This is a genomic window from Granulibacter bethesdensis CGDNIH1, from assembly GCF_000014285.2.
Taxonomy (GTDB): domain Bacteria; phylum Pseudomonadota; class Alphaproteobacteria; order Acetobacterales; family Acetobacteraceae; genus Granulibacter; species Granulibacter bethesdensis.
The window spans coordinates 1,948,224-1,970,476 of the sequence record NC_008343.2; the positions used below are offsets into that span (position 1 = coordinate 1,948,224).

The 22,253-nt window shown below is 59.4% G+C and carries 20 protein-coding genes and 1 riboswitch; of the genes, 6 read left to right on the forward strand and 14 right to left on the reverse strand.

Features of this window, described 5'->3' with window-relative positions; all coding sequences use genetic code 11:
* Positions 1 to 12: 12 nt before the first annotated feature.
* The 6 genes from GBCGDNIH1_RS21145 to GBCGDNIH1_RS21170 form a co-directional block, all read right to left on the reverse strand.
* Complete coding sequence (locus tag GBCGDNIH1_RS21145; protein WP_011632433.1) at positions 13 to 1,347, reverse strand: alpha,alpha-trehalose-phosphate synthase (UDP-forming); 1,335 nt, start codon at positions 1,345 to 1,347, stop codon at positions 13 to 15.
* Positions 1,344 to 2,102 carry a trehalose-phosphatase gene (gene otsB / locus GBCGDNIH1_RS21150; RefSeq protein ID WP_011632434.1) on the reverse strand — a complete coding sequence of 253 codons (759 nt, stop codon included), beginning with the start codon at positions 2,100 to 2,102 and terminating at the stop codon, positions 1,344 to 1,346. The genes GBCGDNIH1_RS21145 and otsB overlap by 4 nt, the downstream gene beginning before the upstream one ends.
* Positions 2,103 to 2,213: 111 nt before the next feature.
* Positions 2,214 to 2,945, reverse strand: a complete 732-nt coding sequence (locus GBCGDNIH1_RS21155) for a DUF2155 domain-containing protein (protein WP_157692022.1) — start codon at positions 2,943 to 2,945, stop codon at positions 2,214 to 2,216.
* Positions 2,935 to 3,177, reverse strand: coding sequence for a hypothetical protein (locus GBCGDNIH1_RS21160; RefSeq protein WP_011632436.1), 243 nt, complete (start codon positions 3,175 to 3,177; stop codon positions 2,935 to 2,937). The genes GBCGDNIH1_RS21155 and GBCGDNIH1_RS21160 overlap by 11 nt, the downstream gene beginning before the upstream one ends.
* A gap of 48 nt (positions 3,178 to 3,225) precedes the next feature.
* A complete protein-coding gene (gene mlaD / locus GBCGDNIH1_RS21165) occupies positions 3,226 to 3,774 on the reverse strand; it encodes an outer membrane lipid asymmetry maintenance protein MlaD (RefSeq protein WP_011632437.1) in 549 nt (182 codons plus the stop codon).
* A gap of 146 nt (positions 3,775 to 3,920) precedes the next feature.
* A complete protein-coding gene (locus GBCGDNIH1_RS21170) occupies positions 3,921 to 4,364 on the reverse strand; it encodes an NADH:ubiquinone oxidoreductase subunit NDUFA12 (RefSeq protein WP_095206539.1) in 444 nt (147 codons plus the stop codon).
* A 105-nt stretch (positions 4,365 to 4,469) separates the two neighbouring features.
* On the opposite strand from GBCGDNIH1_RS21170, the gene GBCGDNIH1_RS21175 reads away from it, so the two are divergent.
* From GBCGDNIH1_RS21175 to GBCGDNIH1_RS21185, 3 genes are all read left to right on the forward strand, one after another.
* Positions 4,470 to 6,098 (forward strand): hypothetical protein, encoded by a 1,629-nt coding sequence (locus GBCGDNIH1_RS21175; protein WP_025318683.1) that lies wholly within the window; start codon positions 4,470 to 4,472, stop codon positions 6,096 to 6,098.
* Between the two features lie 110 nt (positions 6,099 to 6,208).
* Positions 6,209 to 6,673: a RidA family protein gene (locus tag GBCGDNIH1_RS21180; protein ID WP_011632440.1), complete on the forward strand. Its 465-nt coding sequence runs from the start codon at positions 6,209 to 6,211 to the stop codon at positions 6,671 to 6,673.
* A 93-nt stretch (positions 6,674 to 6,766) separates the two neighbouring features.
* A complete protein-coding gene (locus GBCGDNIH1_RS21185; RefSeq protein WP_050748456.1) occupies positions 6,767 to 7,921 on the forward strand; it encodes a GNAT family N-acetyltransferase in 1,155 nt (384 codons plus the stop codon).
* A 64-nt stretch (positions 7,922 to 7,985) separates the two neighbouring features.
* On the opposite strand, the gene GBCGDNIH1_RS21190 is transcribed toward GBCGDNIH1_RS21185, so the two are convergent.
* Positions 7,986 to 9,233: a porin gene (locus tag GBCGDNIH1_RS21190; RefSeq protein ID WP_025318681.1), complete on the reverse strand. Its 1,248-nt coding sequence runs from the start codon at positions 9,231 to 9,233 to the stop codon at positions 7,986 to 7,988.
* A 259-nt stretch (positions 9,234 to 9,492) separates the two neighbouring features.
* Between GBCGDNIH1_RS21190 and GBCGDNIH1_RS21195 the strand changes: the two genes are divergently transcribed.
* Genes GBCGDNIH1_RS21195 through GBCGDNIH1_RS21205 form a run of 3 tightly spaced genes read left to right on the forward strand, consistent with a single transcriptional unit; the run spans position 9,493 to position 12,242 of the window.
* Positions 9,493 to 10,539 (forward strand): endonuclease/exonuclease/phosphatase family protein, encoded by a 1,047-nt coding sequence (locus GBCGDNIH1_RS21195; RefSeq protein ID WP_050748457.1) that lies wholly within the window; start codon positions 9,493 to 9,495, stop codon positions 10,537 to 10,539.
* A gap of 36 nt (positions 10,540 to 10,575) precedes the next feature.
* On the forward strand, positions 10,576 to 11,334 hold the full coding sequence (locus tag GBCGDNIH1_RS21200) for an SDR family NAD(P)-dependent oxidoreductase (protein ID WP_011632444.1): 759 nt from the start codon (positions 10,576 to 10,578) through the stop codon (positions 11,332 to 11,334).
* Positions 11,331 to 12,242, forward strand: coding sequence for a polyphosphate kinase 2 family protein (locus GBCGDNIH1_RS21205; protein ID WP_011632445.1), 912 nt, complete (start codon positions 11,331 to 11,333; stop codon positions 12,240 to 12,242). The genes GBCGDNIH1_RS21200 and GBCGDNIH1_RS21205 overlap by 4 nt, the downstream gene beginning before the upstream one ends.
* 126 nt (positions 12,243 to 12,368) lie before the next feature.
* On the opposite strand, the gene atzF is transcribed toward GBCGDNIH1_RS21205, so the two are convergent.
* From atzF to GBCGDNIH1_RS21240, 7 genes are all read right to left on the reverse strand, one after another.
* Positions 12,369 to 14,147, reverse strand: coding sequence for an allophanate hydrolase (gene atzF, locus GBCGDNIH1_RS21210; protein WP_011632446.1), 1,779 nt, complete (start codon positions 14,145 to 14,147; stop codon positions 12,369 to 12,371).
* A 1-nt stretch (position 14,148) separates the two neighbouring features.
* Positions 14,149 to 17,742: an urea carboxylase gene (gene uca, locus GBCGDNIH1_RS21215; protein WP_011632447.1), complete on the reverse strand. Its 3,594-nt coding sequence runs from the start codon at positions 17,740 to 17,742 to the stop codon at positions 14,149 to 14,151.
* 16 nt (positions 17,743 to 17,758) lie between these two features.
* Positions 17,759 to 18,403, reverse strand: a complete 645-nt coding sequence (locus GBCGDNIH1_RS21220; RefSeq protein WP_011632448.1) for an urea amidolyase associated protein UAAP2 — start codon at positions 18,401 to 18,403, stop codon at positions 17,759 to 17,761.
* A gap of 3 nt (positions 18,404 to 18,406) precedes the next feature.
* Positions 18,407 to 19,141: an urea amidolyase associated protein UAAP1 gene (locus tag GBCGDNIH1_RS21225; protein WP_011632449.1), complete on the reverse strand. Its 735-nt coding sequence runs from the start codon at positions 19,139 to 19,141 to the stop codon at positions 18,407 to 18,409.
* A 100-nt stretch (positions 19,142 to 19,241) separates the two neighbouring features.
* Positions 19,242 to 20,039, reverse strand: coding sequence for an ABC transporter ATP-binding protein (locus GBCGDNIH1_RS21230; RefSeq protein WP_011632450.1), 798 nt, complete (start codon positions 20,037 to 20,039; stop codon positions 19,242 to 19,244).
* Complete coding sequence (locus GBCGDNIH1_RS21235) at positions 20,036 to 20,863, reverse strand: ABC transporter permease (RefSeq protein WP_043452964.1); 828 nt, start codon at positions 20,861 to 20,863, stop codon at positions 20,036 to 20,038. Before GBCGDNIH1_RS21235 ends, GBCGDNIH1_RS21230 begins: the two co-directional genes overlap by 4 nt.
* A gap of 29 nt (positions 20,864 to 20,892) precedes the next feature.
* Positions 20,893 to 21,966 (reverse strand): putative urea ABC transporter substrate-binding protein, encoded by a 1,074-nt coding sequence (locus GBCGDNIH1_RS21240; RefSeq protein WP_011632452.1) that lies wholly within the window; start codon positions 21,964 to 21,966, stop codon positions 20,893 to 20,895.
* Between the two features lie 110 nt (positions 21,967 to 22,076).
* Positions 22,077 to 22,190, reverse strand: a riboswitch (guanidine-I (ykkC/yxkD leader).
* Positions 22,191 to 22,253 lie beyond the last annotated feature (63 nt).

Consider the following 22,253-nt stretch of genomic DNA (forward strand, 5'->3'; position numbering starts at 1 on the left):
TGTCCCTAAGCCCTAAGCCGGCGCGTTTTCCAGATCCTGCAGAAAGCTGTGGGCCCATGCCGCAGCAGTGGAAGCCTGTACCGCCGACATCATCGTTTTCCAGCGTGCCTGCCGTGATTCCCGGTCCAGCCCGAGCGCCATATGCAGTGCCTCGGCAATTTCGTCAGGATCATAGGGGTTAATGATGATGGCCCCCTCCATCTCCGAGGCGGCTCCGGCGAAACGCGACAGGATCAGCGCGCCCGGATTATCGGCATCCTGTGCCGCGACATATTCTTTCGCGACCAGATTCATGCCATCGCGCAGCGGCGTCACCAGTCCAATCCTGGCTTCCCGGTGAAATCCGGCCAGCACATTGCGCGCCACCGCTCTGGTCAGATACCGCACCGGTACCCAGTCGAACTCCGCATGCTCGCCATTGATACGGCCGACCAGTTCATCCATTTCCTTCCGCAGGGATCGGTACTCCGCGACATCCCCGCGGGAAACCGGCGTGATCTGAAGAAAGGTGACGTTGTTACGATGCTCGGGAAACCGCTTCAGCAACTGGGCATAGCCATGGAAGCGATGCGGAATACCCTTGGAATAATCCAGTCGGTCCACCCCCAGAATCAGGGCACGATCACCCATGGATTCCCTCAATCGTCTCGCTTCCGGACTTTTCTGGGCGCGACGTGCAGTGGCGGCAAACGCAGCGGGATCAATGCCGATCGGATAAGAATCCGCCCGGCGCGCCACCCCTGCCATGGCCAGACATTCATTCAGATGACCCGCATCCTCGATGGTTTGCAGACCGATCACATCATAGGCTCCGAAAGCCTGTAACAGCAGATCCCCTTGCGGCAGAGCCGAATACACCGCCATCGGAGGAAAAGGGACGTGGAGGAAAAAGCCGATCCGGGCTTTCACACCCAACCTGCGCAGCGCCGCGCCAAGGGGGATGAGATGATAGTCATGAATCCAGATGATATCATCCTGGCGTAACAATGGTTTCAGCGCTGCCGCAAAAGCATCGTTCACAGCCATATAGGCAGAAAGGTCGGAGCGGCTGAACACCCCGAGTCCAATCCGGCTATGCAGCAGCGGCCAGAGCATCCCGTTGGAAAAGCCGCGATAATATCCCTCATACGCATCAGTCTGGAGATCAAGTGTGGCGTAAGTAACGCCCCTGGCTTCTTCCAGATGCACGTCGGGAACGGGTTGATCCACGGTCTTGCCGGACCAGCCGAACCAGAGGGTTTCATGCCCGGCAATGGCTTCTTTCAATGCGACGGCCAGGCCACCGGCCAGTTGTCCACGCTCTTTCGGCTGGGGGACACGATTGGAAACCAGAATCAGCCGACTCACCGCACCACCTCCCTTAACCAGGCGCGGACGCCCGCTGCATCGCCGAAGGCTTCCTGTACCCGCAAACCGGCACCTCCCATGGCGCGACAGGCCGCCATTCCATCCTCATCTGTCACGTCATCACCGATAAAAACCGGCACACGGCCCCGGAAAGGGGCGTGTTGCATCAAATGCTGAACCGCGGTGCCCTTATCAGCCCCTTTCGGCTTCACTTCCCACGCCATATGCGCGGCCATCAGGGTAAAACGGTCCTCATGACCAGCCATGACGCCGCGCAGGCCAGCCTCGACCTGCGGGCCAGCCTCCGGCACGGCACGGAAATGCAGCACGAAGCCGCGCTGCTTACGTTCCAGCAAAACCCCCGGCAAACGCGCCGCCAAAGCTTCACCCTGCCGCAACCATTCAACCGGCAGGTCTGCCAGTGCCACACGCTCCGTGGTCTGCATTGTGCGGTGATACAGCGCACCCCCATGCTCCCCCGCAATGGCGGTGAAAATGCCGGGAAACAGGGCTTCCACCTGCTCCACCGGCCGGCCGGTCACGACAGCGATGGCACCGCCCAGATCATCATGCAGACGGCTCAGCACCTCGGGTAAACCGGCCTCCACCTGCACAGAATCCGGTGTCGGCGCAATGTCCAGCAGGGTGCCATCCATATCCAGAAACAAGGCAGCCCGCGATAAAAGAGGAAGCGGATCAAAATCAGAAACGGAATGGGACAGTGCAAAACAGCCCAGAGGTGGAAAGGACATCATACCTGAACAAACCCTTTAGAAAGCCACGGGTTGCGTCTGTCCCCTCTGATACCGAGTGAAAATCAGCATCTGAAGAAAGCCCGATTCATACCGGGCCGGGTCATCTTCCGATCAGTCGCAGCGCATGACACGCACATCGTACAGGGGGCTTTCATACACGGCCACCCATGGCTCCTTTGCCAGCATCCAGCCGGAAAAGCGTGGTGCACCCTCCGTATCGGCGGTGATGTCGAGCCATGCGGCAAAATCCTGCGGCGCCTCTGCCGCATGTTTCAGGCAGTTGCGCATCACAACTGTCAGATGACCGATCGTATGACGATCTCCATCCTTGAGGGTGACACGGGATACGCGATCACTCAGCTTTTCCAAAATCTGGAGCTGTACGCTATGGCCCGGCTGCCAGGGATAGGCCGAGAGCGGATTGGCCGCCGCAGCCGGAGGCTGGGCATCACCAGCCGCATTCCCATCAGGCGTTTTATCGGTGGGATTATCCGGCTTGGTGCCTGGCTGGGAGCCGGGCGTATCGGGCAAATCTCCCTCGCCGGAGGAAGAAGGGCTGTCGGGCCTCGTCTCCGGATCCGCCGGCAGAGGCACAATCTGTGGGGAAGGGACCGGCGGCGAGACCGGTCTGGCGGTCGTACCTGCGTTGAAACCCGTATCATTCGGATCATCGTAACGCGGCATGGAATCGACCGGCGCGCTGCCGGGTCGGGATTTCTGAAGGGGTCGGCGATCCTGCAACGAGGTCGGCTGGGCATAGGCATGCCCCCCCGCCACCATGCAGAGTACCAGCACCATGCAACCGGCCATCCGGTACGCACGCATCCGTTTGTCACGAGTCATGAAGGGGGCTTTTCAACGCTTGGACCATATCCAGCAGGCTGCGCCTGAACATGTCGGGGTCAACCCCCATCAGGATGGCATCCTCATAAGCATCCTGCATCACCTGCGCCAGTTCCCTATGATTTTCCGCCAGAACACGGCGTTTTTCTGCGCACGTGACTGGCGCCCCGTCCGGTGCGGTCCAATCAGGAAGCGCTTGGGAGACTGGATCAGGGTCAGGATCAACAGCCACTGAAGGCTCTCCTTTCCGGGGCCATATCCGACATGACCAGGATCATGATTACTCCAGCGGCTTGATCGCCCCTCCGCCTTTCCGGTCCGAAGGCTGCTTTACCGGCGGGGGATTACCTTGCATGGCCGGATTCTTTTTAATTTCGGCCACAAGATCCCCCACGCTGAACACGAATTTGCCCAGCTCCTCCTCCAGACTGACCGAGGGCGTGGTGATGGTGATCTGTCCACCCGGCGGAATCACCTGCTCATCCCCGCCGGGAGACAGGCCGAGATATTGAGACCCCAGCAATCCATCGCTCAGAATCTGGGCGGCACTGTCTTTTGGCAGATGGATATCGTCACGAACCCGCAAGGTCACGACAGCCTGAAAGGTTTTAGAATTAAGGGAGGTCTTTTCTACCGTCCCGATCTTGACCCCGGCCATGCGCACATCCGATCCGGCAGTCAGGCCGGTGATATTCTCGAACTGCGCGGTCAGCGGATAGCCACTGACGGAAGTGCGGCCCGAATTGGCCATGGCATAGGTCAGAAATCCTCCGGCCACTGCCAGAATGGCAGCTCCGACGATGATTTCGGCTGAGTTACGCGATGCCATGCAGTCATTCCCCGACGCCAGACAGACAATTTGCGGTCACAACGCATCACGACGGCGCATGGTGCGTCCTTCGCTGTACTGATCAAGGTGGTGATGGCCGTCAAGGGAGACCGCGTCAACCAAGGCGGCCACCTCGGACAGCCGGATCAGGAACCTGGCGTCCAGGCCTCATAATCGCCGCTGCTGCGCGCTCTTTGGCCGCCGCTATAATCATGGCCCGGCGGCCGGTAGCTCAATGGCGTGCCGGTCAGATTGGGGCGATGCGGGCGGACCCACGGTTTATGGGTCATCGGCAGTGGCTCATCGGTGATGAAATGCAGCCAGGCATGCCATTCCGGCGGCACCTTGGTTGCCTCCGGCACGCCTTTATAGGCGACCCAACGACGACGGCGCGGCTGGTCAGGGCGCTTCTTACGATCCTCGTAATAGCGATTCCCGGCGGAATCCTCGCCGACCAGACGGCCACGGAGCTTTGTGAACAGCCATGTGTCGAAGTTCATGGCGTCTTTATAATCTGCTCCCTGGCGCTGGTCCACTGACTTTACCGGGCTTTCCCGCTCTGTTGCCGCATAGACAATTTCCCCCGACATTCCCGAAGATGTCCCCACCCTTACCCACAGGATTTTGTGTTCATCCCCGTTATCCAACGCAAAACAGACTCCCGATCGAGCGGAGCCGGACCTACTATAACGGGTATGAACAAGCGCCCTTCTTCCCCTGTCCCGGCTGCCGGTCATGCCGATCATGGCCAGTCCATCTGGCATGGCATCCGCATGCGCGATGTACTGGCCGCGCCCAGCCCGGATGATGATCCGCGTGCCATCCGCGTACCGGTGTCATGGGCTGACGAGGCCGCTGCGGCTCTGGCGGCGCTGTGCACGGAACTGGCGGCTTCCCCTCGTCCGAAACGTGGCCGTGCCGCACGCCCCACACCGTTCGGGCACCGTATCGACGCCATGATGGCCGCTGATCGCTGGATCGCACCACTGGACGAAGCCGCCTGCCGGGAAGGACTGCATGAAACGCTGGGGGCCTCCCTGCACACCATGCTGCGCGACCGGCGCGGCACGGCTGGTGTTTCGCTCTGGACCGGGCAGGAAGATGCGCTGACACCGCCGAGCTTTCTGATCAATCTGCCTGCTTTCTATACTCGGACCGATGGTCTGGATGTCGCCGCATTGGGGCAGGCGGTCTCCGACGCCGTGCTGGCGCTGACGCTGGCGGTTCCTTCCGCCCGCCGCCTCGCTGTGACCCCGACCGGGCTGGCGGCACTGCTCGACAAGGCCGGTCTGGCCTATGCCAGTCAGGAAGCGCAAGATACCGCCCGCTGTCTGACCGCCTTCATCCGTGCCTGTGCCGATCACGCCTCCGCCACTCTGGCACGGAGTCTGGGCGGTGGAGAGGCCGCCAGCAGTGTCGTCTCCCGCGATCTGCCTGCCTCCTGTCCGCTGCCCGGTCTGGCGGAAGCCGCACGACAGGCTTGCGAGACCGCACCGCTCGGCGGGTTGAGGCACCGTGCCACCACCGCCATTCTGCCGCCGCAGATCGTAGAGTCCCTGCTGGGTGTGCGTATCAGCGGCATTGCCCCCGGCTTTTCTCCATTGACCAGCGAAGGCACATTATCAGAATCCGCGCAGGACTGGCTGCTGGCCCGTGGCCTGCGTGCCGAGGATGCCATAGCCGCGCTGATCCGGGGCGAGAGCGTGTTCCCTTCCGCCGACACCCCTGCCCGCATCGCCATGCATGATGCGGTTGCACCCTTCATCCATATGATGGAAGCCCGTCCGGCAGCAGAACCGGACAAGGATGCCGCCACCACGCCGATCCGGTCCGCTCAGGCCGAGGATCTGCCCGCACGCCGGCGCGGCTATACACAGCGGGCAACGGTTGGCGGCCACACCGTGTTTCTCCGCACGGGAGAATATGCAGATGGGCGACTGGGGGAGATTTCCATCTCTCTGCCCAAGGATAGCCCCACGGCACGGGGGCTGACTGAATGTCTGGCACAGGCCATCAGCATCGGCCTGCAACATGGCGTCAGACTGGATCGCTTCGTGGAGGCACTGGCCCTGACCGATTTCGGACCGGCCGGCACCGTCGAGGGCGATCCGTCGGTGGATCGCGCGACCTCCATCCCGGACTATGTCGTACGCCACCTCGCCGCCAGCTATACGCATCAGGCCGTTACCCCGGCCCCCGTGGTCGAAGGGCGGAATGAGGATGAAGATACCATCTCTCCCCTGCTGCCGCTGGATCTTCCTCATGACGTGCGCAAAGTCTCTGCCCGATCCCGCAGGCGCGGGCTTCGGCTGGTCAATGGCTGACGGTCCGCACTTCAGGCCGCCACTGGACGAGGGCACAGGCGGGCCATAGAGACGCAGACAAGTCCTGTGCTACGCTATCTGAAAACAGTGCATCGCCAGAGGAGACCACCATGGCCGATTCCATCGAACGCCGTCTCGCCGATCTCGGCATCGTGCTGCCCGAGCCGATGGCCCCCATCGCGAATTATGTGCCGTGGGTCGTCACCGGCTCTCTGGCCGTGATTTCGGGGCAGGTACCGGCGAAAGACGGCAAGATCGCCTATACCGGGCGCCTGCCGGAACAGAGCATCGAATATGCCGTTGAAGCGGCCCGCACATGCTTCATCAACGTGCTGGTACATCTGAAAGCCGCCACCGGTGGCGATCTGGACCGTGTCCGCCGCGTCGTGCGTCTGGGTGGCTTTATCTCTGCCGCCCCTGAATTTACCCAGCATGCGCTGGTCATGAACGGTGCCTCCGACATGGCGGTCGAGGTATTCGGCGATCTGGGCCGCCATGCACGTGCCACGATCGGGGTTCCCTCGCTGCCCGGGAATGCTATTGTCGAGGTTGAAGGTCTGTTCGAAATCGCCTGACCTGCGCTCAGCTTTCATATCGTGCGCCGGGAAGGACGCGTTTCCACGGCGTACGAACATGCCATATGAACTGCTCCGCAAGTGGATGAGCGTATGGAGCCGGAAACGTCGCTGGATCTGACCGCCTGCCTGCATAGCAGTGCATCCTCCATCCCTGCCGCCGCATGGAATGCCTGCGCCGGGAGCCGCAATCCTTTCATCAGCCATGATTTTTTCATGGCACTGGAGGAAAGCGGCTCGGTCGCGCCCCGAAATGGCTGGCTCCCCCAGCATCTGAGCCTGGCCGATCCGGCGGGTGATATTGTGGGGATCGTGCCGCTCTACGCCAAATCACATAGCCGCGGTGAATATGTTTTCGATCAGGGCTGGGCCGAAGCCTTCCAGCAGGCGGGGGGCCGATATTATCCCAAACTGCAAAGCTGCGTTCCCTTCAGCCCTGTCCCTGGCCCTCGCCTACTGCATCGTCCCGGTCTATTGCCCGTCATGCTGGGTGAAGCACTGATACAGACATGTCAGGCACTGGAACTCTCTTCCGTGCATATCACCTTCTGCCAACAAGAAGAAGCAAAGGCGCTTGAACAGCTAGGCTTTCTGTCCCGGCTCGGTACCCAGTATCACTGGCAGAATAACGGCTATCATAGCTTCGACGATTTTCTGGGAGCGTTATCATCCCGCAAACGCAAGCAGCTCCGCCGGGAGAGGCGCGATGCCAATGAAGCAGGCCTGGTGTTCAAAACGCTACGCGGTAACGACATCAAACCATGGCACTGGGATGCATTCTACGCATTTTATCTGGATACGGTGGATCGCAAATGGGGACGAGCCTATCTGACCCGGGAATTCTTCACCGCCCTCTCTGAACGTCTGGGAGATGCTGTCATACTGATGACGGCGTCATCGGATCATGGTCTCGCTGGAGCCGCGCTCAATCTGATGGGTGAGGATGCTCTTTACGGGCGGAACTGGGGTTGCCGGGAATCATACCCGTTCCTGCATTTTGAATTATGCTATTATCGCGCCCTTGATTTCGCCATTGCCAACGGGCTGAGCCGTGTCGAAGCCGGAGCACAAGGCGAGCATAAAATCCAGCGCGGTTATCTACCTGTTCCCACTTACTCCGCACACTGGATTGCCCATCGTGGTCTGTCGGATGCCGTCGCTTCCTATCTGGCGGCCGAAAAATCGGCCATGGAGGCAGACATGGAGGCACTGGCAACCTTGTCCCCTTTTCGGAAAGAGCATGGCTAAACAAGCTTTTTCATAAAAAAGGCGAGCACCGGAGTGCCCGCCTTTTCCGAAACGACCGGAATGATCAGAACTGCAGAATAGCATCCGCAGCGAACAGGAACTGACCGTTATGCCCAACAGGGTTGGTGTCACTATAAACGAAGGAACCAGCACCATTCAGTGACCGGTCATAGCGCACTTCAGGACGGAGCATCAGGCCGGCAATCGGCTTCGGCAGATTCGGCTTCCAGGTCACACCCAGCGTCAAATCGCCATAGGTGCCAGGACCGGGAGAGGTAATCAGAGGTGTAGACAGGCCCTTGATCGACTTCCATCCACCATTGGCTTCCTTGAAACCAGTGATAAAGTAGTTATCCATGTCGCGGAACACTTCAGCACGCGCATTGAAGGTCCAATGGTCATTAAAGACATGAGAATAATAGCCGACCGTGCTGAAAGATTCCGCATTGATCACTTCATCCCGCAGATAATTCAGCTCCAGCGTCAGGGTTGTTTTGTCCGACGCTTTATACCCGATCACGATATCGTCGAAGAAACGCAATGCACTGTTGGCCACCTCAGGACCAACGGCAAGAGAGCCGGTTTCCGGGCCGATATTGGTCAGCGCCAGAATACTGAGCTTTCCGTTCATCAGATTGTTTAACTGGAACCCGAACACACCAGAGGGGCGGCTGTTATTGTCACCACCGCCGAAGGTGGTGAAATTACCCGTATTGACGCCGAAATAGACATCCACCATCGGCGAGACATGCGACACGCTGAGGAAGCCGGTGTGCTGGAAGGGCACGGCGAAGTTGAATGTATAGGAGTGAGTATAGAAAGGTGTGGTTGCCGGGTCGATCGTTTCAAACCCGACTGGAGAGATGTACTGGCCGATTTTCCAGTCGATACCACCGTTAAACAGCCACGGCGTATGCACGGCAACGTTGGCCTGCAACGGCACCAGCTTGTAACGGTCGCTGGTCATCTTGTTGAACTCACCCAGGAACGGCAGGTAACGCACATCCGAACCATAGATAAGCTGCAGGTTGAAACCGAAATCATACCCTTTGCTGGTGCTGTCGATGTCACGATGCAGCGTCAGGGCCGCTTGGTTCAGCGTGGCCTGATTGGAGCGATCGGTGAACAGCTGGCCGAAATTGACGCCATTATCCGGCGTATTCCCGTTGATGACAAAGCCGCCATCAAGCTGCGCATCCAGTTTGATGCTGTCGGTCCACTTTGCCGCCTGAGCCGCCTGGGCTGTCTGAGCCGCACCAGAAGCCAGAATGCTCGCCGACGCCAGCAAAATGGATGCAAGAGCATGACGCATGAAGGAAGTCTCCTTAAGAAATCGTGTCGCATTCCTCCATTGCAGGTGTCGTGCCATATACTGTTGCAAAAATACAACTCATCCTGCCTCCGTATCATTCAACAGTCATAACAAGCGTTGGGCGTGCCAGAATCAGGCGCTCGTGGTAAGATGACACCACGGTTAGAAAATGCTTTGCCCTCGCCATCCCGCCTTAATGAGATCGTGATTTAGGCACTTCAGTCAGAAAATGATGAAAAATAGTTCATTCCACTTCCGAATGCTTCTGATATCAGGTTTCTGTCTGGTTACGTGGCTTTTCTACAAACAGGTGCCTTCTCTTAAGGCATTGTATGAGCAAACGACCGTTTCCCTTGTTTCCAGGGGAGAAGCGGCAGAACCGGCTTCTCCGGTAACAACACCATTGGCGGGCGGACTGAAGATTGCGACTTGGAACCTGGACTGGCTGACTGAGCCTGGCAGCGAGGCGACGCTGCCTCCGGATGCGCCGCATCGCACAGAGAAGGATATCAGCCGCCTGAGCCATTATGCGACCCTGCTGGATGCCGATATTATCGCCGTGCAGGAAGTGGCCAGCCCGGATATTTTGCGCCGTCTGTTCCCGCCCGACCGCTATGTGATTCATCTCAGCGGCGATAAGGTCGCCCAGCGCGTCGGTTTTGCAGTCCGGCGTGGATTGATGGTGACAGCGAACCCCGATCTGTCGGGGCTGGATGTCTATGGACCCCATGCCGCCCACCACCTGCGCAGCGGAGCAGATATTACGGTGGATCTGCCAGCGTCCTCCGGTGGCGGCAGGCTGCGGCTGCTGGCCGTACATCTGAAAGCCGGATGCAGACGGGACGCTTTTGCCAAAAGTCTGCGGCCAGCCTGCGCAACCTTACAAGCCCAGACCATTCCGCTGACCGGATGGATCGCAGAACGAAAACAGGAGGGCGTTCCCTTCCTGATTCTCGGGGATTTCAATCGCTGGCTTCATCCCGGTGATGATGTGCTGCAAAAGATGGAACAGGTGGCTCCCCTCACCCTGTTGACGGTCAACCGACGCGACCCCTGCCACCATGGCGCCTCCTTTATCGACCATATTCTGGCAGGGGGCGTCGCACGCAGCTGGATCGACCCGGAAAGCCTGCGTGTCATGACGTACGGCCCGGCCACCACCTCCAAACCGGAGGGTCAGGCGATGCGTTATCAGCTTCCATGGACGCGCATGCCTCCGGGGAAATTGATTCAACCGGACAGCAGTGATGGATTATCCGATCACTGCCCGGTATCAATCCGGCTGATTCCTGCCCTGCCTCACTAAACAGACAGCGACCGGACTACGGAGATAATAAAGGCCATGAGCAAAACGCTTCTCGTGACAGGTGCCACATCCGGCTTCGGTGAGGCCATCACCCGTCGTGCCGTCCGGGACGGTCACCGCGTCATTGCCGCAGGCCGTCGCGTTGATCGGCTGGAGACACTGGAAGCTGAACTGGGGGAAGCTGTTCTACCCTACCGCTTGGACGTAACCGATCCCATTGCCACCGCCGCCCTGCCTGATGCCCTGCCAGAGGAATGGCGGCAGATTGACGTACTGGTTAATAATGCCGGGCTGGCGCTGGGACTGGAGCCTGCTCATCAGACCGATCTGGCACAGTGGGATACGATGGTGGCCACCAATGTGCGCGGGCTGATACACATGACCCGCGCGATCCTGCCAGCCATGGTGGCGCGGAATGACGGGTTGGTAGTCAATATCGGCAGTATCGCCGGCACCTACCCCTATCCTGGCGGCAACGTCTATGGCGCGACCAAAGCCTTTGTAAAACAGTTCAGCCTCAATCTTCGTGCCGACCTGATCGGAACCGGGATCCGTGTCACCAATCTGGAACCGGGTGCCGCTTCTGGCTCAGAATTCAGTCAGGTCCGCTTCAACGGGGACGTTGACAAGGCAACAGCCGTGTACGATGGCATGCGCCCACTGATGTCCGAAGACATTGCTGAAACGGTGGCCTGGCTGCTGACGTTACCGCCCCATGTGAGCATCAATCGCATGGAGATCATGTCTGTGGATCAGGCTTCCGGCCCCCTTGCCATGCACCGGCGCACAGCATGAGCGACGCTATCAGTGAAACAGTCCGGCAGTTCCTCACAACCTGCCGGATTGATAATGGCAGGGAATTCAGGCTTGCCGCTCACGACCCGGATCGTAAGCCGGAGATCGATCTGTCCCGTCAGGAAATCACCGATTACCTGACGGAGCGGACAGAATGCCTGTCTGACCTTCAGCAAAGGCTGTATTCATCGCAGTCATACGGGTTGCTTTGCGTGTTTCAGGCAATGGATACCGGCGGTAAGGATGGCACGATCCGCCACGTCATGTCCGGCGTGAACCCGCAAGGCGTGCAGGTCAGATCCTTCAAACAGCCCGGCCCGGAAGCGATTCATCATGATTTTCTCTGGCGCGTTTCACTCTCGCTGCCACAGCGCGGGGAGATCGGAATTTTCAATCGCAGCCATTATGAAGAGGTACTGGTCACCCGCGTACACCCTCACCTGCTGGATAAAAGCGGCATTCCGGAAGACCTGCGCGGCAAACCATTCTGGAAAAACCGTCTGCGTGACATTCGGCATTTCGAATCCTATCTCGGCCGTCAGGGCATCGTAGTACGCAAATTTTTCCTGCATATCTCGAAGGAAGAGCAGCGCAAGCGCTTGCTCGCCCGGTTGGACGACCCGACGAAACACTGGAAATTCAGTGTGGATGACATACAGGAACGGCAATACTGGAACGCCTACCAACGGGCCTATGAAAAGGCGATCATCGGCACGGCCAGAACAGACGCGCCATGGTTCGTCATTCCAGCCAACAGTAAACCAATCGCCCGGTTGCTGGTGAAAGAGGCGATCATCGAAGCACTGGAAGAAATTAACCCGCAACAGCCCGTGCTGAATGAGGAACAGAAAGCCGCCCTTGATGAAGGACGTGCAGCATTGGAAGACCGCTCGGACACCACTCAGTAAGCGATCCAGATGGCACGCGTTTTTTATTCTATAGTAGTAGGCGTCTACAACAGAAATACCACCACGTCTGATGAACAGCCTTCGGGCGACAGCCGGTCTGTCTGGTGCCCTGTATCAGATAACAGCTTACTGCGCCAAATAGGCACGCCATCCGCCAAAGCGGGTGATATCCTGTGCTCCGACCAGACCGGCCGGTTCACAGACGAAACCTTTGACAGAGGTTCCATCGGCCAGACGCAAAGTACCGATGGCCAATGGGGCCGGAACCAAAGCCGTAAACGTGCCGAACGCTTCCGCATCCATGCTCCATAATTCGATTTCGATGCCATCCCCGGTGAAGTCCGGATCAGCGACCAGCCCCGGTTTGGGAGGAATGGTCTCAGCCAGAGCATAAAGCCGGTACTCTGGCGCCGTTCTGGTCCGTGCCACCAGAGTGGCATTGCGTTCCGTCAATTGCCAATGCAGCGGCTGTCCGGACAGATGGGCCCCGACCACAGCCAGCGCGATCTGTTCCGGATTAGTCTCCTCCAGCACAGGATCAGGCAGAGAAGCACGATCCTGTCCATAGCCGGGTTCCAGTCGGCGATGGAGACGGTCGGCGATCAGGGCCATTGAATCGTCGCTGAAAGCCGGCCCCACCAGAGTAACACCGAAAGGCAACCCCGTTTCGATGAAACCCGCCGGCACTGCAATGGCGGCACAATCCAGCAGGTTAACGAAATTGGTATAATGCCCCAACTGGCTGTTCAGGCGCACAGGATCAGCCATCACCGCCTCGACCTTGTGAATGGTCGGAGCCGTGGGCAGCAGCAGTATATCCATCCTGGCCCATTGGGCATTGGCCTGTTGAGTCAGCGCTGCCAGTTCGTATTGGCCACGGAAAGCATCCACTGCCGAGAGTGTCTTCGCAGTTTCGACAATGCTCCGTACCACCGGATCAAAAGAATCCGGTGCCCGGGAAAGATGATCACCGACAGCCTCCAACCTTTCCGCAACCCATGGGCCACCGTACAGCAGTTTGGCAGCATCGCGGAAAGGTGCGAAGTCGATCTCGACCAGTTCTGCATCGAGGGAGATCATCTCATCCAGCGCACGCTGATAAAGGGCGGCATAAGCGGTATTGCCGTAGAATTCCCGCTGATCCTGTCGGGGAACGCCTACTCTGAGGCCGACATGCGGCAGTCTGCGCTTTTGCGACGGACGGGAGTAAGGATCTGCCGCATCATAGCCCTCGGCGATCCGACGGATCAGTGTTCCCTCCGCCACCGAAGCAGCAAAGACGGTGACACAATCAAGGGAACGACAAGCCGGAACGACCCCACTGGTGCTGAGCAATCCTTTGGTGGGTTTCACCCCGACCAGATTGTTGAACGCTGCCGGTACCCGACCGGACCCAGCCGTGTCGGTCCCCAGCGAGAAAGCCACCAATCCTGCCGCCACTGCGACAGCAGAGCCCGAACTGGACCCGCCAGAGATATAATCCTGATCGAACACGCAACGCGGTGCCCCGAAGGGAGAGCGTGTGCCGACAAGGCCGGTGGCGAATTGATCCAGATTGGTCTTGCCCAGAACGATGGCTCCGGCTGCCCGCAGCCGCGCCACAACCGTCGCGTCCCTATCCGGTTCATAGGTAAAAGCCGGACAGGCAGCCGAGCATGGCAAACCGGCCACGTCGATATTGTCTTTGACGGCGAAAGGAACACCGTACAGTGGTTTCCCGGTTGCGGGGGAAGCATCCAGGGCACGTGCTTCCGCCAAGACCTCCTCGCGGGGGCGCAGGGCGATCCATACCGCCTTGTCGCCATAGCGCGTGATGCGGTCATAAGCCTCGGTGACTACCTGCTCGATGGTGCCGCCTTGCGCCAGAAACGCCTGAATACCTTCGAGGGTCATGCTCAGCGTCATGTCAGGCTTCCTCCTCGATCAGCAGCAGACGCTGCCCGGCCTGTACGGTTTTACCCGTCTGGCACAGCACGTCCCGCACCACACCGGAGACGGAGGCTTTGACCTCCATTTCCATTTTCATGGACTCAAGAATGGCCACAGCCTGTCCGGGTTGAACCTTGTGGCCGGTTTCAACCAGCACTTTCCAGACATTGCCGGGAATGGGAGAGTCCACGGTCGCCATACCGGGCGGCAAGGCGGAAACGTCCTCAGGCGGGGCAGCCGCATCATCTTCGGAGACATAGGCTGCCAACCCAAGCTCCCTCCAACGCTGACGCTCGGCCTCGAAGGCGGCTTGCTGGCGGGATTTGAAGGCGGCGATGCTGTCAGCATTCTCAGCCAGAAAGCGGTGATAATCCGCCAGCCTGAATACTGATTCTTCCGTCTTCAGCGCGTAACCGCCATAGGGGAAGGCATCGCGGGCTTCGGCCAGTTCCTGTGCCGAGACGGGGAAGAAGCGTATCTGGTCGAAGAAGCGCAGCAGCCAGGGTTTGCCATCCCTGAAATTGGCGGTCTGGCGATGGGTGTTCCAGACCTGCACTGTACGTCCAACGAACTGATAGCCGCCGGGGCCTTCCATCCCATAGATGCACATATAGGCCCCACCGATCCCGACCGCGTTTTCAGGGGTCCAGGTGCGGGCCGGATTGTATTTGGTGGTCACCAGACGGTGACGCGGATCCAGCGGTGTCGCCACCGGTGCGCCCAGATAGACATCGCCCAGCCCCAGCACCAGGTAGCGGGCATTGTAGACCACATCCTTGACCGCCTGCTCATCGGCCAGCCCGTTGATGCGGCGGATGAACTCGATATTGGACGGGCACCAGGGTGCGTCGGGGCGCACCAGCTCCTGATATTTGCGGATCGCCAGACGGGTCGATTCATCGTCCCAGGAAAGCGGCATATGGATGGTGCGGGTCGGCACGCTGATCTGATCGACCGGCGGCAGATCGGCGATCGCCTCCGCCAGCAATCCACGCATTCTGCCGATCGGCAGGCGGTCGGGATCGAGATGAACCTGAAGCGAACGGATACCCGGTGTCAGGTCCAGCAGTCCCGGCAGATTTTCCGCTTTCAGCCGCTCCATCAGGGCATGGGCCTGAAAACGCAGGCTCAGATCCAGTTCAAGCGGCCCGAACTCCACCAGCAGATTGTCATCGCCCGACTGACGCAGCAGCACGGCTTCGTTGCCTTCACGGAAACGCGCCAGCACCGGGCTTTCCGGTGCTGGCGGGGCCAAGGCGGGCGCAGTCACAGCACGCAAGGTCTTCAGGGCCGCATCCTGCGCGTGACGCAGAGCATCGGCCTGGTCGATATCGAGCCGAACGAAACGCAGCTTGTCGCCCGGCTTCAACTGGCCGATTTTCCATAATTCGGCGCAGGCCACTGTGACCGGGCAGACGAAGCCACCCAGTGACGGACCGTCCGGCCCCAGAATGATCGGCATGTCGCCGGTGAAGTCCAGCGCCCCAACCGCATAGGCGTTGTCATGGATGTTCGAGGGATGCAGCCCGGCCTCACCCCCATCGGTGCGGGCCCAGTCGGGTTTGGGGCCGATCAGCCGCACGCCGGTGCGCGCGCTGTTGAAATGCACCTCGTACTCGGCCTCGAACAGGGTGGCGATGTCGGTTTCCGTGAAGAAATCCGGAGCACCGTGCGGGCCGATCAACACGCCGATCCGCCATTCGCGGGTCAGGGCGGGCCGCAGGGTCGGATCGAGCGGTACTTCATGGACGGGACCGGCACCGCTTCTGTTCAGACGCAGCACATCGCCGGTACGCAGACAGCCAACGCCGTGACCGCCGAAACGACCCAGAGCAAAGGTAGCGCGGCTTCCCATATAAACCGGAGCATCAAAGCCATGACGGACCGCCAGATAGGCACGGTTGCCCGCCTGCCTTGCGGCCGCGATGGTCAATACCTGCCCGGCATCGACCCTGATCGCCTGCCAGAAGGGCACGGGCTGCCCGTCCAGCGTCACGTCCATCTCAGCCCCGCCCAGAGCGATCTCCGTGGGGGCGTTGAAGCGCAGGGTGGGACCAGTCAGGGTGATTTCCAGAGTGGCGGCTTCTGACGGGTTCCCCAGCAGACGGTTGACCAGCCGGTGAGACAATGCATCCATCGGGCCACTGGGCGGCACGCCGACATCCCAGTAGCCAAGACGTCCCGGCCAATCCTGAAGGCTGCTTTGCGCGCCGGGGGCCAGCACATCGATGGTCGAGGGCTGATAGGGAAAATCCCCCAGCGCCCGCGTGCTGACCTTGCCGGAGGACAGCATCCCGGATGCGGCGATGGCCGCCAGATAATCGAGATTGGTCTCGATACCGTAAACACTGGTATGGGCCAAAGCATCCTGTAATTTACTCAGGGTTTCGGCACGGTCCTGACCGGTCACGATGATCTTGGCCAGCATGGGATCATAATAAGGCGTCACCTCGGTGCCGCTTTCGATCCAGCTATCCACGCGGACATCATCGGCAGGAAAGGCGACATGGGTCAGACGGCCCGAACTGGGCAGAAACCCCTTACCGGGATCCTCCGCATACAGCCGCACCTGAATCGAGGCCCCCCGTGGCTCAGGCGCTTCCGGAACGGACAACTCGCCCGCGGCCTGACGCACCATCCATTCCACCAGATCCACGCCGGTAACCTGCTCGGTCACGCCGTGCTCGACCTGAAGGCGGGTATTCACTTCCAGAAAATAGAACTGGTCGGCTGCATCATCATAAATGAATTCCACCGTTCCGGCGGATTCATAAGCGACATGACGACCCAGCCTGATGGCCGCATCCATCATGGCGGCACGGGTAGCAGCGGGCAGATTGGGGGCCGGTGTTTCCTCGACAACTTTCTGATTGCGCCGTTGCAGTGAACAGTCACGTTCGCCAAGCGCCACGACATGGCCCTGACCGTCACCGAAAATCTGCACCTCGATATGCCGGGCGCGCGCGACATATTTTTCAAGATAGATGCCGCCATCTTTGAAATTGCTTTCCGACAGACGGCGCACCGTTTCGAACAGCGGTCCCAGTTCATCGGCGCTGCGGCAGAGTTGCAGACCGATGCCGCCGCCGCCCGCGGTGCTCTTGATCATGACAGGATAGCCGATCTCCCCGGCGGCTTCATGGGCGGCCTGCAAATCTGGCAGCAGACCGGTACCGGGCAAAAGCGGCACGCCGCAAGCCTGAGCGGCTTCCCGGGCGGTATGCTTCAGCCCGAAGATGCGCATGTGCTCCGGGGACGGCCCGATGAAACGGATGCCTTCCTCGGCCAGACGATTGGCGAAAGCGGCATTCTCCGACAGGAAACCGTAACCGGGATGCACCGCCTGTGCGCCGGTCTGTTTGCAGGCGGCGATGATGGCCTCAATATCCAGATAGCTTGCGGAAACCTGTGCAGGACCGACGCAGACCGACTGATCGGCCATCAGGCGATGACGGGAATGGCGATCGGCCTCGGAATAGACGGCCACCGTGCCCACACCCATTTTTTTCAGCGTGCGGAAAATGCGGCAGGCGATGGCACCCCGGTTGGCCACCAGAACATGATCGAACATGGGAAACCCCTTTTGGTCAGGCCGCGTCCCACACCACCACTTCGATGGGCGTGGGGTTGTAGGCATTGCAGGGGTTGTTGAGCTGCGGGCAGTTCGAGATCAGCACGATCACATCCATCGCCGCGATCATCTCGACATATTTGCCGGGTGCCGACAGCCCATCCTCGAAGGTCAGGCCGCCTTCGGGCGTGACCGGCACATTCATGAAAAAATTGATGTTGTGGGCGATGTCACGCTTGGTCAGGCCCAGATGATCGTTCTCGGCCACCGCCAGCAACCAGGAATCACGGCATGCATGCATGGTCTTTTTGTCCAGAGCATAGCGCACTGTGTTGGATTCAGTCGCACAGGCCCCGCCCAGAGTATCGTGACGGCCAACGGTATCGGCGGTGATTTCCAGCATCACATTGCCGTCCTGGGAATAAAGCTTGCTGCCGGTGGTCAGATAGACATTGCCCTGCTCACGGACGGTATTCTCGGCTGAGTAGCGTTCAGACGGATCTTTTGCCGAAAAGAACAGGGTGTCGGCGGATTGATTGCCCTCCAGATCGACAATGCGAAGATTCTGACCGGCCTTGACGACATGCATCCAGTAATCACCGGCCTTGACCGTGTTGCGATAGCTGGCGTTTTCCGGGGCGAGATTGCTTTCCCTGATCATGGTTCAGCCCTCCGATCCGCAAGAACACAGGTGATAGATTCGATTGTTTTCAAAACCGCGTTCATTTTCAGGACGGAAATGTTTGCAGGCATCATCCTCGGCGACTGGCTCCGCTTGCAAAAGCTCATAGGCCACCGGGTGGCGGGGATAGCTGGCTGACGGATTAAGCGGATGCGGACAGGTATGCAGCAGAACAAGCGTATCCATCTCGAAGCGCAGCGTCACATGCGCACCCGGTCTGGAATGGGTGGCATCGAAAAGAAGAGTTCCATCGGCGGCAACAGCCACCTTACTGAACCAGTTCACGTTGGAGGCCAGATCGCGCCGCCCCAGACCGTATTTCGCGCCTTCCACCAGAAAGCTGTCATGGCCATTCTGGGTCCAGTCATTATGACCGGTCTGGTAATCCACAGGCTGCCATTTATGGGCGACGCTGGACCTGGTGCTGTTGCCGCAGACCGTGTCGTGCCAGCCCAGACTATCCTCGATGATCGAGCAGAAAATCCGCCCCATATCGGAATAGAGGCAATTGCCGCGGGTCAGCTTGAAGGTGTGCTGGCACTTCAGGCTGTCGGGCGCATTATAGCGCTCCAGCAGGTTGGCGGGATTGTAAAACAGCATGCCGACATTGGCCCCACCCTCCAGATCGGTCAGGCGCAGCAAGGTGCCGCGTTTGAGCGTGAAGGACCAGTGTTTGCCGCCGGGAATCACATCCCGATAGAGAACGTCCTGACTCATAATCCTCTGTCTCCCCGGCAGGTCGTCCCGCCGAACAGGGCCTTTTGCTTCTGGCCGGGTCGTCCCGGCAGGCCAGAGTGAAATCAGTGAGTGAAATCAGTTAGTGATCGCCGCTTGCATCAGCGGTGCCGAGCCTGTTTTTCAACACGCTCATGGCTTCGGTCTTCTGCTTCGAACTGGTCCGCTCCAGCGGCAGATCGAAGGTGATCGTCGCCCCATAAACTCCTCTTTCTTCGGGGCGGGTGCGGTAGTGATCAAAGGCGATCAACCGGGTGCCCAGATGAAAGGCCTCTTTCAGATCATGGGTGACCATGAAGACAGTGAGACCGGTTTCCTCGAACAGGGTCAGCATCAACTCGTGCATGTCGGCACGGATGCCTGGATCCAGCGCTCCGAAGGGTTCGTCCAGAAGCAGCACCTTGGGCTTCTTGATCAAAGCCTGGGCAATCGCCAGACGCTGCTGCATGCCACCGGATAACTGGGCCGGGTATTTGTCCCGCGCATGATCCAGCCCCACAGCCGTGATGATCTCACGGCACTGGTCGAACAGAGCACGGCGTCCGGCACCGAACAGGCGGCCCAGAACAGGGGCGGCCTTCATCTCCAGCCCGAAAGCGACGTTCTGCAATACCGTCAGATGCGGGAACACGGAATAGCGCTGGAACACCACGCCACGCTCCTCGGTCGGCTCAGGGGGCAGCGGCGCGCCATCGATACGGATTTCACCGCGGCTGGGGATTTCCTGACTCAACAACATGCGCAGGAAGGTCGATTTGCCGCAGCCGGACGGGCCGACAATGGACACGAAGGAGTGGGATGCGACTTCCAGATCGACCTTTTCCAGGATCACCTGGCCATCATATTCCTTCCAGACATTGGAGACGGAAACGTGGGTCATGCGCTCCTCCGCCCGGCATCCAGCCATGGAAACAGGGTGCGGTTCAGCAGGCGCAGGCCAAGATCACACAGCAGAGCCAGAAAGGTGATCCAGGCGACATAAGGCAGGATCACATCCATGGCGAGGTAACGCCGGACCAGAAAGATGCGATAACCCAGGCCCACATCCGCCGCGATCGCCTCGGCCGAGATCAGGAACAGCCAGGCCGGTCCCAGCGACAGCCGCACGGACTCGATCAGGCGCGGCAGCATCTGCGGCAAAACCACTCGTACTATGATCTGCCAGCTCGATGCGCCGAGAGTCTGTGCCTTGATCAGTTGCTCGCCCGGCATTTCCTGCACGCGGGCCTGAAGGTTGCGCATCAGACATGGCGCCACGCCGATGACGATCAGCACCACCTTCGACAACTCGTCCAGCCCGAAGATGATGAACAGAATGGGGAGCACCGCCATCGGCGGGATCATGGAAATGACCGCCACCAATGGCGACAACCCGGCCCTGACATAAGGAAGGATGCCATTGGCGATACCCACCAGCAACGCCAGGAGCGTGGCGACCGTCAGGCCGATGCCGATCCGCATCAGACTGGCAGCCGTATCGGCCCACAGCAGCACGGAACCGGTGCGGGGATCGGCCCGGAAGGCCACCCGCGCGATGCCTTCCCCCAGCGCGGTGAAGCTGGGCAGAAGCTTGTCGGCAGGATTATCGGCCAGCCGCATCGCTGACGCGGCGGCATAAAGCACAATCAGGACAATGAAGGGCAGTAATCCCAGATAGAACCGTGCTATTTTTCCGGGATGCCGGTTGAGCAATCGTCGCGCCATGAGCATTCTCCGTCAGGGGCGGGCGATGCTTACAGCTTGCCGTCAGCCGCCAGTTGCTCATAGGTGTCGTCGAAGCGCAGCTTGACGTTGTTCGTGTCGCCCAGCACCTTGCCGCCGGGGAAGCTGATACCGACCGCATCCTTGCTCTGGGCGCCATCGCCCAGCAGGTGGTGTTCGAACGAGAAGCTCCGTACCAGATCCATGGCCTTGAAAGCCTCCGGGCTGCGCGTAAAGGCCGCGGCGGCTTTGGGGTCGGCATACAGGAAAGTGGTTTTCAACTGGGATTCGAAACCACGCAGATCGGTACCCGACAGTTTGGCCATCTCGGCGCGGGCGGCCTTGCCGGCCTCATCATTCCGGGTCATCAGGGCCATGGTTTCATACCAGGCACCCGCCAGAGCCTTGCCCAGCTTCGGATTGTCTTTCAGAGTCCGGCTGTTGACCACGGTCAGATCCATAATCTCGCCGGGGATCTTGCTGGAATCGAAAACCTCGGTCATTTCGGGGTTCTTCAGCACCTCCGAAAGTTGCGGGTTCCAGGTCACCACGGCGGTGACATTCGGGCTGGCCGCAGCCCCAACGATATCGGCATCAGAGGTATTGACGGTTTTAACGTCCTTTTCTGATAGTTTGACTGAATCCAGTGCGCGGGCCAGCAGGTAATGAGAAACGGACAACTCCACCAGATTGATTTTCTGGCCTTTGATGTCCTTCAGTGATTTCGCCTTTTTCAGAACCACCCCGTCATTGCCATTGGAATAGTCCCCTACCAGCAGGGCGGTTGTATCGACACCGCCAGCCGCGGGAATGGTCAGGGCATCCATATTGGCGACAGTCACGCCATCGAACTTGCCAGCCGTGTATTGATTGACCGACTCAACATAGTCATTGACCTGCACAAGCGTGATCTTGATACCGTATTGATCGGCCCATTTCTTGACGATCCCAACCTCTTGCGCATAGGGCCACGGCATCCAGCCGGCATAAATGGTCCATGCAATCCTGAAATCAGTTTTTTCGGCTGCCTCTGCGGGGGCGGTAAAGGTCACGGCACAAGCCAGAGCCGTGGCGGCAATCGTCATGTTCTTGAAGGAAAAGGCCATCTTCGGAACTCCGGATCTACGTTTCGTCTATCCGGGGGGAGCGATGGCTCTGCGGGAAGGCAAGAAAGAGGCCTGCCCGACAGGAACGGAAACCGTTCCCCTCGGCTTGAACCTCCCGGGCTTTTATCCCGCCGTGTGTCCAGCCCTTTCCTGAAAGGAGGTACCGGATTGCGACTCTCGGACCAGTCACTGCACAGGCAGCCGGAACCCTAGTCGCATACGTTACCTAGCACGATGCATGCCAATCACGTGATCAGTAGAATTTTAAGGCCTCCATAAGATCACGT